Annotated in this window: 18 protein-coding genes; 4 read left to right on the forward strand and 14 right to left on the reverse strand. The window is 59.2% G+C overall.

Annotated elements, in window-relative coordinates:
• Nucleotides 1-15: 15 nt before the first annotated feature.
• The 6 genes from nusA to pip form a co-directional block, all read right to left on the reverse strand.
• On the reverse strand, nucleotides 16-1,629 hold the full coding sequence (gene nusA, locus ACR0C9_RS19765) for a transcription termination factor NusA (RefSeq protein ID WP_170455760.1): 1,614 nt from the start codon (nucleotides 1,627-1,629) through the stop codon (nucleotides 16-18).
• Nucleotides 1,629-2,219: a ribosome maturation factor RimP gene (gene rimP, locus ACR0C9_RS19770; protein WP_170455762.1), complete on the reverse strand. Its 591-nt coding sequence runs from the start codon at nucleotides 2,217-2,219 to the stop codon at nucleotides 1,629-1,631. Before rimP ends, nusA begins: the two co-directional genes overlap by 1 nt.
• Nucleotides 2,220-2,384: 165 nt before the next feature.
• Nucleotides 2,385-2,555, reverse strand: a complete 171-nt coding sequence (locus tag ACR0C9_RS19775) for a hypothetical protein (protein ID WP_170455764.1) — start codon at nucleotides 2,553-2,555, stop codon at nucleotides 2,385-2,387.
• 9 nt (nucleotides 2,556-2,564) lie between these two features.
• Nucleotides 2,565-3,479 carry a hypothetical protein gene (locus ACR0C9_RS19780; protein ID WP_170455766.1) on the reverse strand — a complete coding sequence of 305 codons (915 nt, stop codon included), beginning with the start codon at nucleotides 3,477-3,479 and terminating at the stop codon, nucleotides 2,565-2,567.
• A gap of 94 nt (nucleotides 3,480-3,573) precedes the next feature.
• Nucleotides 3,574-4,395, reverse strand: coding sequence for an ABC transporter substrate-binding protein (locus tag ACR0C9_RS19785; protein WP_480781867.1), 822 nt, complete (start codon nucleotides 4,393-4,395; stop codon nucleotides 3,574-3,576).
• Nucleotides 4,392-5,369 carry a prolyl aminopeptidase gene (gene pip, locus ACR0C9_RS19790; protein ID WP_480781868.1) on the reverse strand — a complete coding sequence of 326 codons (978 nt, stop codon included), beginning with the start codon at nucleotides 5,367-5,369 and terminating at the stop codon, nucleotides 4,392-4,394. The genes ACR0C9_RS19785 and pip overlap by 4 nt, the downstream gene beginning before the upstream one ends.
• Before the next feature lie 48 nt (nucleotides 5,370-5,417).
• On the opposite strand from pip, the gene ubiG reads away from it, so the two are divergent.
• Nucleotides 5,418-6,194, forward strand: a complete 777-nt coding sequence (gene ubiG / locus ACR0C9_RS19795) for a bifunctional 2-polyprenyl-6-hydroxyphenol methylase/3-demethylubiquinol 3-O-methyltransferase UbiG (RefSeq protein WP_170738095.1) — start codon at nucleotides 5,418-5,420, stop codon at nucleotides 6,192-6,194.
• Between the two features lie 367 nt (nucleotides 6,195-6,561).
• On the opposite strand, the gene ACR0C9_RS19800 is transcribed toward ubiG, so the two are convergent.
• The 4 genes from ACR0C9_RS19800 to ACR0C9_RS19815 are packed head-to-tail and all read right to left on the reverse strand — an operon-like array spanning nucleotide 6,562 to nucleotide 8,840.
• On the reverse strand, nucleotides 6,562-7,002 hold the full coding sequence (locus ACR0C9_RS19800) for a MarR family winged helix-turn-helix transcriptional regulator (protein ID WP_037313149.1): 441 nt from the start codon (nucleotides 7,000-7,002) through the stop codon (nucleotides 6,562-6,564).
• 13 nt (nucleotides 7,003-7,015) lie between these two features.
• On the reverse strand, nucleotides 7,016-7,846 hold the full coding sequence (locus tag ACR0C9_RS19805; protein WP_480781869.1) for a carbon-nitrogen hydrolase family protein: 831 nt from the start codon (nucleotides 7,844-7,846) through the stop codon (nucleotides 7,016-7,018).
• Nucleotides 7,846-8,103, reverse strand: a complete 258-nt coding sequence (gene grxC, locus ACR0C9_RS19810) for a glutaredoxin 3 (protein ID WP_170524318.1) — start codon at nucleotides 8,101-8,103, stop codon at nucleotides 7,846-7,848. The genes ACR0C9_RS19805 and grxC overlap by 1 nt, the downstream gene beginning before the upstream one ends.
• A 38-nt stretch (nucleotides 8,104-8,141) precedes the next feature.
• Complete coding sequence (locus ACR0C9_RS19815) at nucleotides 8,142-8,840, reverse strand: double zinc ribbon domain-containing protein (RefSeq protein ID WP_480781870.1); 699 nt, start codon at nucleotides 8,838-8,840, stop codon at nucleotides 8,142-8,144.
• A 40-nt stretch (nucleotides 8,841-8,880) separates the two neighbouring features.
• On the opposite strand from ACR0C9_RS19815, the gene ACR0C9_RS19820 reads away from it, so the two are divergent.
• Nucleotides 8,881-9,711: a class I SAM-dependent methyltransferase gene (locus ACR0C9_RS19820; RefSeq protein WP_480585987.1), complete on the forward strand. Its 831-nt coding sequence runs from the start codon at nucleotides 8,881-8,883 to the stop codon at nucleotides 9,709-9,711.
• A 56-nt stretch (nucleotides 9,712-9,767) separates the two neighbouring features.
• Nucleotides 9,768-10,817, forward strand: a complete 1,050-nt coding sequence (gene hemH, locus ACR0C9_RS19825; RefSeq protein WP_480781871.1) for a ferrochelatase — start codon at nucleotides 9,768-9,770, stop codon at nucleotides 10,815-10,817.
• A 74-nt stretch (nucleotides 10,818-10,891) separates the two neighbouring features.
• Here the strand turns inward: hemH and ACR0C9_RS19830 are convergent, their stop codons facing one another.
• Both ACR0C9_RS19830 and ACR0C9_RS19835 read right to left on the reverse strand, forming a co-directional pair.
• Nucleotides 10,892-11,074 (reverse strand): hypothetical protein, encoded by a 183-nt coding sequence (locus tag ACR0C9_RS19830; RefSeq protein WP_170455786.1) that lies wholly within the window; start codon nucleotides 11,072-11,074, stop codon nucleotides 10,892-10,894.
• A gap of 138 nt (nucleotides 11,075-11,212) precedes the next feature.
• A complete protein-coding gene (locus ACR0C9_RS19835; protein ID WP_170455788.1) occupies nucleotides 11,213-11,812 on the reverse strand; it encodes a L,D-transpeptidase in 600 nt (199 codons plus the stop codon).
• A gap of 169 nt (nucleotides 11,813-11,981) precedes the next feature.
• Here ACR0C9_RS19835 and dalA point away from each other — a divergent pair, with 169 nt between their 5' ends.
• Nucleotides 11,982-12,497, forward strand: a complete 516-nt coding sequence (gene dalA, locus ACR0C9_RS19840) for a divisome-associated lipoprotein DalA (protein WP_170455790.1) — start codon at nucleotides 11,982-11,984, stop codon at nucleotides 12,495-12,497.
• Between the two features lie 65 nt (nucleotides 12,498-12,562).
• Here the strand turns inward: dalA and ACR0C9_RS19845 are convergent, their stop codons facing one another.
• Together ACR0C9_RS19845 and hpf are read right to left on the reverse strand one after the other, a co-directional pair.
• Nucleotides 12,563-13,027, reverse strand: coding sequence for a PTS sugar transporter subunit IIA (locus tag ACR0C9_RS19845; RefSeq protein WP_170455792.1), 465 nt, complete (start codon nucleotides 13,025-13,027; stop codon nucleotides 12,563-12,565).
• Nucleotides 13,028-13,085: 58 nt separating this feature from the next.
• The gene (gene hpf / locus ACR0C9_RS19850) at nucleotides 13,086-13,649 is read right to left on the reverse strand and encodes a ribosome hibernation-promoting factor, HPF/YfiA family (RefSeq protein WP_170455794.1); all 564 of its coding nucleotides are present in this window, start codon (nucleotides 13,647-13,649) and stop codon (nucleotides 13,086-13,088) included.
• Nucleotides 13,650-13,881 lie beyond the last annotated feature (232 nt).

Raw genomic sequence — 13,881 nt, forward strand, 5'->3', positions numbered from 1 at the left:
CCCGAGGCCCTGAGATCAGGCCTCGGCCTCCTCCTCTGCAACGTCGCCATCTTCTTCGGCCTGTTCCAGTTCAGCCGGATCAACCCAGCCCAGCATGATGCGCGCTGTCATGACCAGATCCTGAGCCTCTTCCAGTGTCACACCGAAAGGCTCCAGCACGCCATCATCCTTGATGCGCTCACCATCGACTGTGGTCCAGCCACCGGCCAGTTCCCAGTCGGCGCAGGTTGCAAAGTCTTCCAGCGTCTTCACATCATCCTTGGCCAGCGCCTCTACCATCTGGGGTGTCAGGCCTTCGAATTCAATAAGGCTGTCCTCGGCGCCCAGCGCACGCGCGGCGTCCAGAGCGGCCTTGGCCTGCGCCTCAAGGAAGTCACGCGCGCGGGCCTGCAGTTCCTGCGCGGTGCCTTCATCGACACCGTCGATCACCAGCAGCTCGTCGATCTCGACATAGGCAACCTCTTCAAGGTTGGTGAACCCTTCCGAGACCAGCAGTTGCGCGAAGAATTCGTCCAGATCCAGGCTTTCCATGAACAGCTGGGTGCGGGCTTCGAACTCTTTCTGGCGACGCGCCGATTCCTCGGCCTCGGTCATGATGTCGATGTCCAGATTGGTCAGCTGGCTGGCCAAACGCACGTTCTGACCGCGGCGACCGATGGCGAGGGACAACTGTTCCTCGGGGACAACAACTTCGATCTTGCCGGCTTCTTCATCCAGAACCACCTTGGAGACCTCGGCAGGCTGCAGCGCGTTCACCAGGAAGGTCGGCTGATCTTCGTTCCACGGGATGATGTCGATCTTTTCGCCCTGCAGCTCGTTCACAACGGCCTGCACGCGGCTGCCGCGCATACCAACGCAGGCACCAACGGGGTCGATGGAGCCATCATAGGAAATCACGGCAATCTTCGCGCGCGAACCGGGGTCGCGGGCCACGGCCTTCACCTCGATGATACCGTCATAGATTTCCGGCACTTCCATCTTGAACAGCTCGGCCATGAATTCCGGCGCGGTGCGCGACAGGAAGATCTGGTGGCCACGAACCTCGCGGCGGACCTCTTTGATATAGGCGCGCACGCGGTCATTCGGGCGATAGCTTTCGCGGCCGATCTTGTCATTGCGGCGCAGAACGGCCTCGGCACCGCCCAGATCGACGATGACATTGCCGAATTCTTCGCGTTTGACCGCACCGTTGATGATGGTGCCTGCACGATCCTTGAATTCTTCGTACTGACGGTCACGTTCCGCTTCGCGGACCTTCTGCAGAATCACCTGCTTAGCGGACTGGGCAGCGATACGGCCCATTTCAACCGGCGGAACCTCTTCGACGAAAACGTCACCAACTTCGGGCGCTTCCATATACTGGCGCGCCTGTTCGACGGTCATCTCGGCCTGATAGTTCTCAAGCTCTTCATCCTCGACCACGGTGCGGACGCGGGTGAAGGTCGCCTTGCCGGTCTTGCGGTCGATGGATACGCGGATGTCCATTTCCGCGCCGTAGCGGCTCTTGGCGGCACGGGCGAGCGATTCCTCCATCGCTTCGACAACCAGACCAGGGTCGATCATCTTTTCGCGGGCCACGGCCTCGGCGGTCTGCAGCAGCTCCAGCTGGTTGGCTGAGGTGATTGCCATCAGTTCGTCTCCTCTTCGGACCCTTCGGTCTCAATCTCGTCGAAAGCGTTTTCGTTCAGGGCACCGGCGTCTTTGCGCTGGCGCAGCATTTCCTTGATCAGGTCATCGGTCAGGACCAGCTTGGCATCGCTCAGCCAGTCGAATTGCAGACCGATGGTGATGGTCTCATCGCCCTCGGGGATGTTGATCAGAACTTCATCCCCTTCGATCCCGGCCAATTCGCCCTTGAACCGGCGGCGGCCGTCGATCAGTTCGGCGGTTTCGATCTTGGCCTCGTACCCCTCGAACGTCTCGAAATCCTTGAGGCGGGTCAGTGGGCGATCGATGCCGGGGCTGGACACCTCAAGCGTATAGGCGTCCAGGATCGGGTCCTCGACATCCAGCGTGGCGCTGACGGCGTTGGAAATCTCGGCGCAATCATCCACTTCGATGCCGCCCTCAGGCTTGTCGGCCATGATCTGCATCGTGGTGGTCTTACCGCTCATCAGGCGGATACGGACGAGTTCGTACCCCAGATCCTCGATCACAGGGGTGATGATCTCGGCCAGTCGCCGGTCGATGGCAGCTTTGGCTATCAGGTCGTTTGTCATCAGGTTCTCTACCCTTCAATCGGGCACAAAAAAACGGGCGCGCGGCCCGTCGATCTTTTCCGGTGGAGCCCCGGACCCTAGCCCGACACGCCGCTGTTGAGTGCGATATAGCTGCCAAGATAAGAGAATGCAACCCCGGTGCACCCTCTTATCCACCGCCCATGCCTAGTCTGAAAGAATCCAGTTGCCATTGGTACAGGTATAGGGTCCAACGCGATCCCCTTCTTCATGCACAACGCCATCAAAGATGCACTGAGTTGTCTGGCCGACCGCATTGGTCACGGCCATCGCCTGAAGGGCGGCGAAAACCGCAAGAACACGCAAGAAACTGTTCATTCCCATCTCCTACTGCGTTACCCCGACAAACCGTGTCGGCTGTGTATTGCGGGGATAGATCACCACCGACAGATTGCCCCCGCCCAGAAACTGTTCGGGCTGCGCCAGGGGCGGCGGAAACAGCTGATCAAAGGCCGCCTTGTTGAAGCCAAGCTTCAATTTCGAGCCGGACAGAACCTCGAACGGCGACGTTGCCGTGCAGGGATGGCGGAGCGGGTCTTTTCTGACGGTGAATTGTTCCATGATGTTGGATGTATTGCCCAGCGGTCGGACCAGAACAATTGTGCCCGGCGTCAGGAAACTGTCCGGGCAGGAATAGACCTGGGGAACGCCGGTCTCATCCTCGCCGCGCATCTCGGCCGTGGCCGCCACCACATGTTTGAACGGGCTGAAAATCGTCTCTTGCTGGATAAAGTTGGTATAGAGCGTCGCAAACAACTGGCTGTCATTGCTGGGTTCAGCCGTCAGCCCGTCATACAAATCCGAGATCGCCAGCCACATCCGGGAATCAGCCCCGCGCAGTGTTCCCGGCAAGGCAAACGGACCTTCGAGGTTATACAGCACGCTGCGAAGCTCTTCTGATAAAGGGTCTTCCTTGTTCAGGTCGCGGATTGCGTCACCAAGGGACCGGTCATGGATATTATAGTACCCCCGCGTTCTGAGCGCGCCCGCCAGCTTCATCTTTTCCGATGCTTTTCGGTTCAATTCTTCGTCGGTATCGCCCTCGGCAGGTTCAACCTGATCCAGACCTTCATGCAAAAGCTCGATCAAGGACTGACCGCGATTTGCTGTGAACTCCATCTTCCCGTCTTTGCTGATCAGGACATTGACGTTGTTTCCGTTCACAATCGCATAGGCAACGACCCCCGCCAGGATCAATGCCAACGCTATTATGGTAATCGTTTTCTGACTCTCTTTGGTCATGGGAAAACTCCCAACTTAACAAATAACAAAATAAAATATGTGCAGGTTATAGCACAGTTAAGCACAAATTCAAAATGCAAGAGGTGTAGCCGGGCTAGGCCATCCACCACCTTTCGGCGATTCGCCCGTCATCTATTCCCGTCCGTTGCCCGATCTGGCGCGGCATTCCGACATGGGCCGCAACGGCCAGCGACATGTCGGTTTCACTGGGGAAGAACCGCAGGCCCCGCTTTTCGCGCAGGTGATCGCGCGCGGGGATGGCTGCGATATCGACATAGCCATCGCGCAAAGCTTCGGCGCGCACGGCAGGATCCGGGATCACGATGACCTCGACCTTGTCAGCCCAACCGGCCGAGCCCGACTTGTAGTGATCCGCTACTTTGCGCCCAAGGAAGTTCCTGTCATCCTCGGCCCGGTCAACCCGGTAGCAACCTGTGCCGTTGGCCTGTTTCAGGGGCGTCACTCCTGCGCCATTGCGGGTGATCACGAACCGGTTGTCGGCCAGCAAGAACGGCAATCCGGCATTAGGGGCGGCAAGTTCCAGACGCACAACGGTTGGCGTCAAAGCTTCGGTTTGCCCGAACTCGGCCAGCACCGGCATTATATCCGCAATATCCAGTGCGGTTCCGTCATGAAAAGTTACGCCCTCACGCAGATCAAAGGTCCAGACCTGCGCCTTTGCATCCGTCTGCCAACCGGTTGCCAGTTCGGCACGCAGGGTCCCGTCCGGCGCGATCTCGGTCAGGGTATCGAACACGGCACCGCGTGCAACCTGTTCCAGACTGTCATCCCGCGGCACTGCCAGTCGCAATGTCCCGCCCGCTTTCGGCGTATCCGCCAGCGACGCCCCCGTCGCCGCCAACAACGCGGCAGCGGCACCCGAGGCGAACAGAGCGCGGCGGTCCATCCGGGTCATGCCACACCCTCCGCCACGCGATCCATGATGCGCACCAGCTCGGCGCTGATTCCGGGCTCGGACAAGGCATGGCCCGCATGGCGCACCATCTTCAGCTCGGCATTGGGCCAGCGCTGCGACAGTTTCCAGGCCGATTCAGGCGGGCAGATCATATCGTAACGGCCCTGCACGATATGGCCCGGAATATGGGCGATCCTGCCCATCTGATCCAGAATCTGCCCGTCCTTCTCCAGAAAGGCGTGGTTGATGAAATAGTGATTCTCAAGCCGCGCAAAGGCGCGCGCATATTCACCGGGGCTTTCCCCGGTTGATCCGTTGGAATGAATGGATGCCAGCGCGTTCTCCCACGCCGACCACGCCCGCGCATACAGAATCTCGGTCGCGCGGTCGCCCGAGAACAGGCGTTTGTTATAGGCCCGGATCGCGTCCGACAGCTCATCTTCGGCCAGCAATGAGGTGAACTTGGCCCATGGCTCGGGCCAGAACTTGCCCGCACCGCCGCCATAGAACCAATCCAGCTCGGCCTGCGTGGCCAGAAACACCCCGCGCAGCACCAGCCGACTGACCCGATCCGGATGCGTCTGCGCATAGACCAAGGCCAGCGTGGCCCCCCAGCTGCCGCCAAACACCGTCCATTCATCGATATCCAGCAATGACCGCAGCCGTTCGATATCCGCCACCAGATGCCAGGTCGTATTGTTCTCGACCGAGGCATGGGGCCGCGATTTCCCGCATCCCCGCTGATCGAACAGAATCACCCGGTACACACGCGGATCGAAATAGCGCCGCATCGCCGGGCTACAGCCACCGCCCGGCCCGCCATGCAGCACCACCACCGGCAGCCCGTCGGGATTGCCGCTTTGCTCCATATAAATCTGATGCCCGTCGCCCACGCTGACCAACCGCTGATCGAACGGGTCGATCGGCGGGTAAAGATATTGCACTGCGCGCTTTTGGTCCGGGTACTTATCCATTACGGCCCTATATAGTCCTTAAGCGTAAAAGAGCACACGGAGACAGGAATGCAAGCGCATCCGAACACGGTCGACCCATCCGAGATCGCAAAATTCGAGGCGATGGCGGCGGAATGGTGGGATCCGAACGGAAAATTCAAGCCGTTGCATATGCTGAACCCCTGCCGGCTGGATTATATCACCCAACAAATCGCCGGGGAATTTGACAGAGATTTGAAGTCTCCGCACCCGTTTCAGGGCCTGCGCCTGCTGGATATCGGTTGCGGCGGCGGGCTGCTGAGCGAGCCGATGGCCCGTCTGGGCGCCGAGGTCGTGGGGGCCGATGCCGCCGAGGGCAACCTGCCCGTTGCCCGTATCCATGCCGAGCAATCGGGGCTGGACATCGACTACCGCCACACCACCGCTGAGGATATGGCGGCGGCAGGCGAACAATTCGACGTGGTGCTGAATATGGAGGTGGTCGAACACGTGGCCGATCCGTTGGGTTTCCTGACCGCATCGCAACAACTTTTGAAACCGGGTGGCTTACTGATCTGCTCGACCATCAACCGCAATCCGAAATCCTATGCCATGGCCATTCTCGGGGCCGAGGTCGTCATGCGCTGGCTGCCACGCGGCACGCATGAATGGAACAAATTCATCACCCCGGATGAGCTGTTCGACCTGCTGCGCCAAGCCGGGCTCGATCCGGTGGATCGCAAAGGGTTCGTGTTCAACCCGTTGTTGTGGAGCTGGGCGATCTCGGACCGGGATTTGAGCGTGAATTATGTGACGGCGAGTGTGAAGGCTGGGCAGCCTCAATACAACGATGAATACGATAAATAACTGGATAATTAGGTGGTTTCTTCCGCTCTATGATCGAAACCCATTAATTGGAAGCGCATTGGGGTTAGCGTTCATATCCTTTTCGCTCGTTACGATTAGTGTGTTGATGCTTGCTATTGAAGGGTTCGTCGGTGTTCCAACACCGATAGCCGGGTTAGTGTTGGCACCTCTTGTCATCATGTTGATGAAACCAATGTTTATGGTGATGTGCCTAGCGTGCGAATTCATTTGGAAGAATTTTGGAGTTTACTCTCTTCTGAAAGTTAAAGGTTGTCCTATTCGCAAAAGCTATGAGCCTAAGGTCTAAATCAAGATCGCCTCGCGCTCTCACGAGTCCAATTCTGGTGCAGAGTAAAATTTCACACCCCTACTCCCCCTCCAACTGCAACCGCAAATCGCGCAACACAGGCAGGGTACTCCGCACCCGCTCCAACCCCAGTTCTCCGACCACGCGGTTGATCAACGGTGCAATCGAGGAAATCGCCTGATCGCGTGCCCTGCGACCGGCGGGGCTGATGGCGACCATCTTGCGTCGGGCGTCGTCCCAGTCGGGGCGGATGTGGATGTATCCGGCCCATTCCAGCTTGGCCAAAGTGTTGGTCATCGCCCCTCGGGTCACGTGGAACGTGTTGGCCAGTTGCGCCGGGCTGCGCTCGTCGCCCACAAAGACCAGATGGTTCAGCACCGAGAAATGCGAGATTTCCATGCCCTTGGGCAGCACCCGGCTCAGCCGGTTGCGCAACAGTTGGTCTGCCGTCAGAATTTCACTGAACAGCGTGACCGCAAGGGCATTGTGTTCGTCCGTCATGGTCCGATCTGGGTCAGGGCCCCTCGAAGGGCCGCACGTGAGTTAATGAGGGCACGCGGCGGCGCGCCTCTGTCACAGAACTATCATCCAAATCGAAAAAGTGAATGCCCGGATCGGTGCCTGCGTCGATCAGCACCTCTCCCCACGGGGCCACAACCATGCTGTGGCCATGGGTGTGGCGGGTTTTGCCTCGGGTTTTTGGATGCGCGCCGGTTTGGGCAGGGGCAAGGACCCAACAACCGGTTTCGATCGCCCGCGCGCGCAGCAGCGATTCCCAATGTGCCGCGCCAGTGACGGGTGAAAACGCCGCCGGGACGGTCAGGATACGCGCCCCGGCCTGCGCCAGCGCGGCGTGCAGGTAAGGAAAGCGGATGTCATAGCAGATGGTCAGGCCAACCTTGCCGAAATCGGCCTCGGCAATAACCGCCTGTTCTCCGGGGCGATAGTTTTTCGATTCGCGAAAGGTCTCGGTTTCCGTGACCTGCACGTCGAACATGTGGATCTTGTCATATCGCGCCACGATCTGCCCCTGAGGGTCGATCATGAAACTGCGGTTGGCAAAGCGGCCATCCGGGTCGTGGGTCTTGATCCCCAGCGACCCGATCAGCAGCCAGACGCCCAGCGCGGCGGCCTGCGCCCGCAGACCGGCCAGCGTGATGTCGTCTTCCTCATGCTGCAACACCTCGCGCTGCCGCGTGGTGCTGTTGGACACGCAATTCGTGACCTCGGGGGTCAGGATAAACTGCGCGCCCTGTGCTGCGGCCTCGGCAATCATCGCGCAAACCATCTCCAGGTTCGCAGCCGGGTCGTCCGACGAGGTGATTTGCAGCAGCGCGGTTTTCATCACGCCGCCAGCAAACGGTCCAGCTTGCCCTGACGGTCCAGCTCGTACAGGTCGTCACAGCCGCCCACATGGTCAGTGCCAATGAAGATTTGCGGCACGGTGCGCTTGCCACCCGCGCGCTTGATCATTTCGGGCTTGCGCTTGGGGTGCAACAGCACGTCGATTTCCTTGAACTCGACACCTTTCTGTTTCAGCAGGCGTTTGGCCGCGTGGCAGAAGCCGCATAGCGGAGAGGTGTAAATCTCAACTGGTTTCATAATTCCGTCCCTTCGGGTTTCGCACGATCTTGAGCGAATTAGGCATCCTTGGCAACGCGTGCCAGAACCAACACGAAAATATGATTTGCCCCCGCGTCGCGACAGGCCCGCGTACAGGCCGCCAAGGTCGCCCCCGATGTCATCACATCATCGACCAGCAGGATGTCGCGGCCTTTCATCTGCCGCTTTGGATGTGGGGCGATCACGTCGTCCAGCGTCTCGGCCCTTTGGGCGGCGGTTTTACCGTCCAACACCGGCGTGCGCGCAGTTCGCAGCAGCAGGTCCGGGCAGGCCTCAAGCCCCGTCTCGCGCGCCAGATGCTGCGCCAGCAAGGCGGACTGGTTATACCGCCGCTTGATCAGTCGGGACCAATGCAAGGGAACCGGCGCGATCAGCATGTCCGGTTTGAACAATTCCCGCCCCGCCTGCGCCATCCAGCGCGCAGCAGGCCGGGCCAGTTCGGACCGATCCCCATGCTTCAGCGCCAGCACCAATGCCCGCGCCCGGCCTTTATACAGCAGCGCTGCCCGTCCATCCTGCCAAGGGCGCGGGGTTTTCAGGCAGTCATCACACTCGATCCGGTGCCCGTCACCATCCCCCGGCACGGGCATGCCGCAACTGTCGCAAACGGTTCCGCCGATAAAGGGCGTCTCGCGCCAGCAGGTGCCGCACAGGCCAAAGTCGGATTCGGTCAGATCCTCGCAGCTAAGGCATCTGGGTGGGTAGATCAGGTGCAACGCGGTTTGAACTCGCGGCCAAATGCGATACGTGCGGGGTATGAAATTGCCAGCTTCCAATGCGCCCTCGCTGTTTGACCGCCAGACCCTGATGCGCCGCCGTGCGCGGGTTCAGGATGACGCCCTGTTCCTGCACCGCGCTGCCGTGGACGAAGTGCAGCATCGGCTGAGCATGGTTAACAGAAGCTTTACGGCCCCTGCGATTGTCAGCCCCTTCCCGCAGATTTGGCAGGACGTCCTGCCCGGCGCGCGCATCGTAGCAGACGAGGAAACGCTGACCCTGACCCCCGGCGCGCATGATCTGGTTGTCCACGCCATGGCGCTGCACTGGGCCAATGATCCGGTGGGGCAGTTGATCCAATGCCACCGCGCCCTGCGCCCCGATGGACTGCTATTGGCCGTCTGTCTGGGCGGCGAAACGCTGCACCAGCTGCGTGCGGCCCTTGGGCGAGCCGAGGTCGAGGTGACCGGCGGCCTCAGCCCCCGCATCGCCCCGATGGCAGAGCTGCGGGATCTAGGCGCTTTGCTGCAACGGGCCGGGCTTGCTTTGCCAGTTGCGGATGCGGTTCCGCTGACAGCGGAATATCGCGATCTGAGCCATTTGATGCAGGACCTGCGCGCCATGGGCGAGACCAATGTTCTGACCGACCGGCTGAAATCCCCCACGCGTCGGCAGGTCTTTGTCCGCGCGCAACAGATCTATGCCGATCACTTTGCCACACCCGAGGGTCGCCTGCCCGCAACTTTCGATCTGATCTGCCTGACCGGCTGGTCGCCGGATGCCAGCCAACCCCAACCCCTGCGCCCGGGGTCAGCCAAGATGCGCCTTGCAGACGCCTTGGGCACTGACGAGGGCAAACTGCCCGATTGACGACCCGGCATTTCCCTTTATCTCAGGCCAGAACCGGTAAACTCAGGAAGACCCAAATGTTTGACGCAACCCGACCCGCGCACGCACCTGCCGATCACCCAAAGGTAAAGATGGGGCGCGTGGGCATCCTGTTGGCCAATCTGGGCACACCGGATCACTACACCTACTGGCCGATGCGGCGCTATCTGAACGAGTTTCTGTCGGACCGCCGCGTGATCGACTATCCGGCGTGGAAATGGCAGCCGATTCTTCAGGCCATCATCCTGACCAAACGTCCTTTCAGTTCGGGCGAGGCCTATAAGTCGATCTGGAATCACGACAAAGGCGAAAGCCCGCTGATGACGATCACCAAGGACCAAACCGCCAAGCTGCGCGACAGCATGCAGGCTCGCTTTGGCGATCAGGTTCTGGTCGATTTCTGTATGCGCTATGGCAACCCTTCGACCAAATCCAAAGTCCGGCAGATGGTTGCCGAAGGTTGCGACCGTATCCTGTTTTTCCCGCTTTATCCGCACTATGCCGGGGCAACGACCGCCACGGCGAATGACCAGTTCTTCCGCGCCCTGATGGAGGAGCCATGGCAACCGGCCGGCCGCACGGTGCCCGCCTATTACGACGAACCGACCTATATCGAGGCCCTGGCCCAGTCCATCGAACGCGCCTATGCGGCGATGGACACCAAACCCGATATTCTGGTCTGCTCGTACCACGGTATGCCCGAGCGGTATTTGCAGCAGGGCGATCCCTATCACTGCCAATGTGTGAAAACGTCCCGACTGCTGAAAGAGCGGCTTGGCTGGTCAGACGACCAGATCGTGTCGACCTTCCAGTCGCGCTTTGGCCCCGAAGAATGGCTGAAGCCCTACACCGTGGATCACGTCGCCGATCTGGCGCGGCAGGGCAAAAAGAACATCGCTGTCATCGCGCCCGCCTTCTCGGCCGATTGCATCGAGACGCTGGAAGAGATCAACGAAGAGATCAAAGAGAGTTTCGAGGACGCGGGCGGAGAACAGTTCACCTATATCCCCTGCCTCAACGACGATGATTCGCATATCGCCGCGCTGGGCAAGATCATCGAGGATAATCTGAGCGGGTGGCTAGACTAACCGACCCTGACAGCCAGACATGAAAAAAGGCGGTGGAACATCCACCGCCTTTTCTCTGGATAACGCTCGTCGGCTTAGCCGGCTGCGACAGCTGCGGCAACAACGACCAGCAGGATCAGCGGCAGCAGGATGCCCTGCGAAGAACCCTGAGTTTCTTCAACAACAACAGGTGCTTCAACAACCGGCTCTTCCAGGTTGCCAGCATATGCGGTCGAAGCAGCAGCGGTCAGTGCAGCGGCGAGAACGAGTTTTTTCATATTAACCTCCAGAATTTGCGCGATTCCTGTCCAGGAACCGCACACCTAAGACTTACCTCGTGGTTTTTTCTAATCAGCAATGCGGTTGGAATGCAATTGCAACTTGAGCGTTAAGCGGCTTCGTGCGCGAAAATGTCGTCAAATTAGCAACACTTGCGTGCCGACCTTCGCCATTGAAAACAGCTCGGCGATGTCTTCGTTGAACAATCCGATGCAGCCATTGGACGATTTGCGCCCGATTTTGCGCGTGTCATGGGTGCCGTGGATGCGGTAATACTTCCACCCAAGGTACAAAGCGTGTGTTCCCAATGGGTTATCCGGTCCGGGCGGAATGTAATCCGGCCATTCGGGGTTGCGCTTTTTCATCGATGGGGTCGGCGCCCAGCTTGGGCCTTCGACCTTGCGAATGACGCTGGTCCGTCCGCGGCGCGTCATTTCTTCGGTCAGAGGCACCGATGACGGGTAGAGTTTGTATACAGATTGATCATCTGACCAATAATGCAGCGCTCGTGAAACCGTATCGACAAGAATGGCGCCATTCCGCGTGTTCGAGAAATAAGGCTGCCAGTCCTGCGCCCGAAAGCCTGAAACATTTCGGCGAACAGGCGCTTCGGGTTCGGGCGCGGGGCGCAGCGGGTCGCCCGGAATGTATTGCGCAAGCGCCGGGCTGGCCAGCGTGGCGGTCGCACCGACAAGAAATCCCCGGCGGGTCGACGAGGGAATACGTTTTTTGACCATGACAAACGGTCCTTTGCGTGGGCGGGTTCTGAAATCCGGTGTATTCTATTGCCAGAATGCTTCAGTCGCAAATCAAACCGGCAAAATCACGCGGGGTGAGACTATTGTGCGTTTGCCCCGCACCGTCTGGCAGGTTATGCCCGTTATCGACACAATAATCAGGTCGATCATGACGCGTATCGTTTCTTTACTGTTGATGTGCCTTGTCGCGCTGGCGGCATGTACAAGCACCCAGCCCACCAGCTTTGGTGCGGATGGCCGCCCCTTGCCCACGGTCTACAAAATCCGTGGCAACCCGGAGAAGCTGCAATTCCGGATGCTGGATTCAGTCAATGCCCTGCGGCAGGCACAAGGCTTGCAGCCCGTGCAACTGAACGCACAATTGAACGCTGCCGCCGCCACCCATTCCAAGGATATGGCCCGGCAGAACCGCCCGTGGCATTTCGGCTCTGACGGATCCTCGCCCATCGATCGGGCCGCACGGGTCGGGTATTTCGGCACATTCCTGGGCGAAGCAATTTCCGAGACCTACGAGACCGAGACCGAAACCCTTGCGGCATGGATGCAGGAATCCGGACCCAGATCGGTCATCATGGACCCCAAAGCGACCCAGATGGGCTTCAACTGGCATCAGGAAAGCGGCGGCAAGATCTGGTGGACGCTGGAAATGGGAACCGGCGGCTAATTTGCCGGGATCTTCAAACAAAAAAAGCCCCCGAATTTCGGGGGCTTTTTTGTGATTACAACGCTTTACGCAGCTTGCATCGACTGCGCTTCGGTCAAAATGGCATAGAGCTTGACCGGATCCGGATTGGCCCGCAGCTTGGCACAGACCGAGCTGTCGCGCAGCGTCCGGGACACAAGCGCCAGCGCTTTCAGGTGTTCGACACCGGCTTCTTCCGGGGCAAACAGGGAAAAGGCGATATCGACCGGCTGACGGTCCACCGAACCGAAGTCAATCGGCTTTTCCAGCATGACAAACACCCCCGAAACCTCGGCGATGTCGGGCAGGCGCGCATGTGGCAGGGCAACACCATGACCCACGCCAGTTGGGCCAAGGCTTTCGCGTTCCAGAAGACAATCGACAATCGACTGGGCCTCAAGGTCCAGCGTCGCGGCCGCGACGTCGCCGATTTCCTGAAACAGCCGCTTCTTGCTTGAGGCGGCGGAAAGTACACGTACTGCTTCGGGCTTCAGAATGCTCGAAAGCTCCATGATCATGCTCCACGGCGGCCCTGACCTGCGCCAAGGCCCGCCTTTCTAATCTTGCCTGTTAAGGATCGATCCAGCCGATATTACCGTCATCCCGACGATAAACGACATTCAATCCATCCTTGTTTTCGTTCCTGAACACCAGCACCGGAGCACCAGCAAGTTCCATTTGCATGACGGCTTCACCGACGCTGAGCGATGGGATCTTTGTTTCCATCTCAGCCACAATCATGGGCTGCAGCGATTCGGGTTCATCTGCCGTCCCCGATTCGTCAGAGGCGAGGATATAAGAGGACGCCCCGAAGAGTTCAACAGGTTCGGCACGATCCTTGTGATGGTCCTTCAGGCGGCGCTTGTAGCGGCGCAGTTGGGTTTCCATCTTGTCGCAGCATGCCTCGAACGCTGCGTAGATTTCAGTGGCGTGGGCCCTGGCCTGGGCGGTCAGGCCCGTCGAAAGATGCACAGTGGTTTCGCATACATATTCATGCGCTGAACGGGAAAAGACGACGTTGGCGTCTGTCGGGCGCTGGGCATATTTGCCAACGACCTCGCCCAGCTCGGTCTGCACATGGGTCTGCAGGGCCGCGCCGATGTCGATCTGTTTTCCGCTGATTTGGTAACGCATGTGATCTCCTTCACAATTCACACCCATTCTGACGTTGCGTCGCGCAACATGCTTGTTTTTATCGGGTGGGGGATATCGACATTCTGATCGGTTGCCGCTGACCCGGCCCTTCACTGAAGGGACATCGAGATCCAGCCTGGAACCGAATAAATGCCATGCCCCAATTGAGACAAGAGCCGAGGGAAGAGTCAATCAAAACAGATGTGTATATACGCGATTTCCGCCATGCAAC

Source organism: Ruegeria sp. C12 (genome assembly GCF_056537745.1).

Bases quoted from the DNA above. Each gene is read 5' to 3' on its own strand.
- nusA (WP_170455760.1), bottom strand. From the start codon at position 1,629: ATGGCAATCACCTCAGCCAACCAGCTGGAGCTGCTGCAGACCGCCGAG.
- rimP (WP_170455762.1), bottom strand. From the start codon at position 2,219: ATGACAAACGACCTGATAGCCAAAGCTGCCATCGACCGGCGACTGGCC.
- ACR0C9_RS19775 (WP_170455764.1), bottom strand. From the start codon at position 2,555: ATGAACAGTTTCTTGCGTGTTCTTGCGGTTTTCGCCGCCCTTCAGGCG.
- ACR0C9_RS19780 (WP_170455766.1), bottom strand. From the start codon at position 3,479: ATGACCAAAGAGAGTCAGAAAACGATTACCATAATAGCGTTGGCATTG.
- ACR0C9_RS19785 (WP_480781867.1), bottom strand. From the start codon at position 4,395: ATGACCCGGATGGACCGCCGCGCTCTGTTCGCCTCGGGTGCCGCTGCC.
- pip (WP_480781868.1), bottom strand. From the start codon at position 5,369: ATGGATAAGTACCCGGACCAAAAGCGCGCAGTGCAATATCTTTACCCG.
- ubiG (WP_170738095.1), top strand. From the start codon at position 5,418: ATGCAAGCGCATCCGAACACGGTCGACCCATCCGAGATCGCAAAATTC.
- ACR0C9_RS19800 (WP_037313149.1), bottom strand. From the start codon at position 7,002: ATGACGGACGAACACAATGCCCTTGCGGTCACGCTGTTCAGTGAAATT.
- ACR0C9_RS19805 (WP_480781869.1), bottom strand. From the start codon at position 7,846: ATGAAAACCGCGCTGCTGCAAATCACCTCGTCGGACGACCCGGCTGCG.
- grxC (WP_170524318.1), bottom strand. From the start codon at position 8,103: ATGAAACCAGTTGAGATTTACACCTCTCCGCTATGCGGCTTCTGCCAC.
- ACR0C9_RS19820 (WP_480585987.1), top strand. From the start codon at position 8,881: ATGAAATTGCCAGCTTCCAATGCGCCCTCGCTGTTTGACCGCCAGACC.
- hemH (WP_480781871.1), top strand. From the start codon at position 9,768: ATGTTTGACGCAACCCGACCCGCGCACGCACCTGCCGATCACCCAAAG.
- ACR0C9_RS19830 (WP_170455786.1), bottom strand. From the start codon at position 11,074: ATGAAAAAACTCGTTCTCGCCGCTGCACTGACCGCTGCTGCTTCGACC.
- ACR0C9_RS19835 (WP_170455788.1), bottom strand. From the start codon at position 11,812: ATGGTCAAAAAACGTATTCCCTCGTCGACCCGCCGGGGATTTCTTGTC.
- dalA (WP_170455790.1), top strand. From the start codon at position 11,982: ATGACGCGTATCGTTTCTTTACTGTTGATGTGCCTTGTCGCGCTGGCG.
- ACR0C9_RS19845 (WP_170455792.1), bottom strand. From the start codon at position 13,027: ATGGAGCTTTCGAGCATTCTGAAGCCCGAAGCAGTACGTGTACTTTCC.
- hpf (WP_170455794.1), bottom strand. From the start codon at position 13,649: ATGCGTTACCAAATCAGCGGAAAACAGATCGACATCGGCGCGGCCCTG.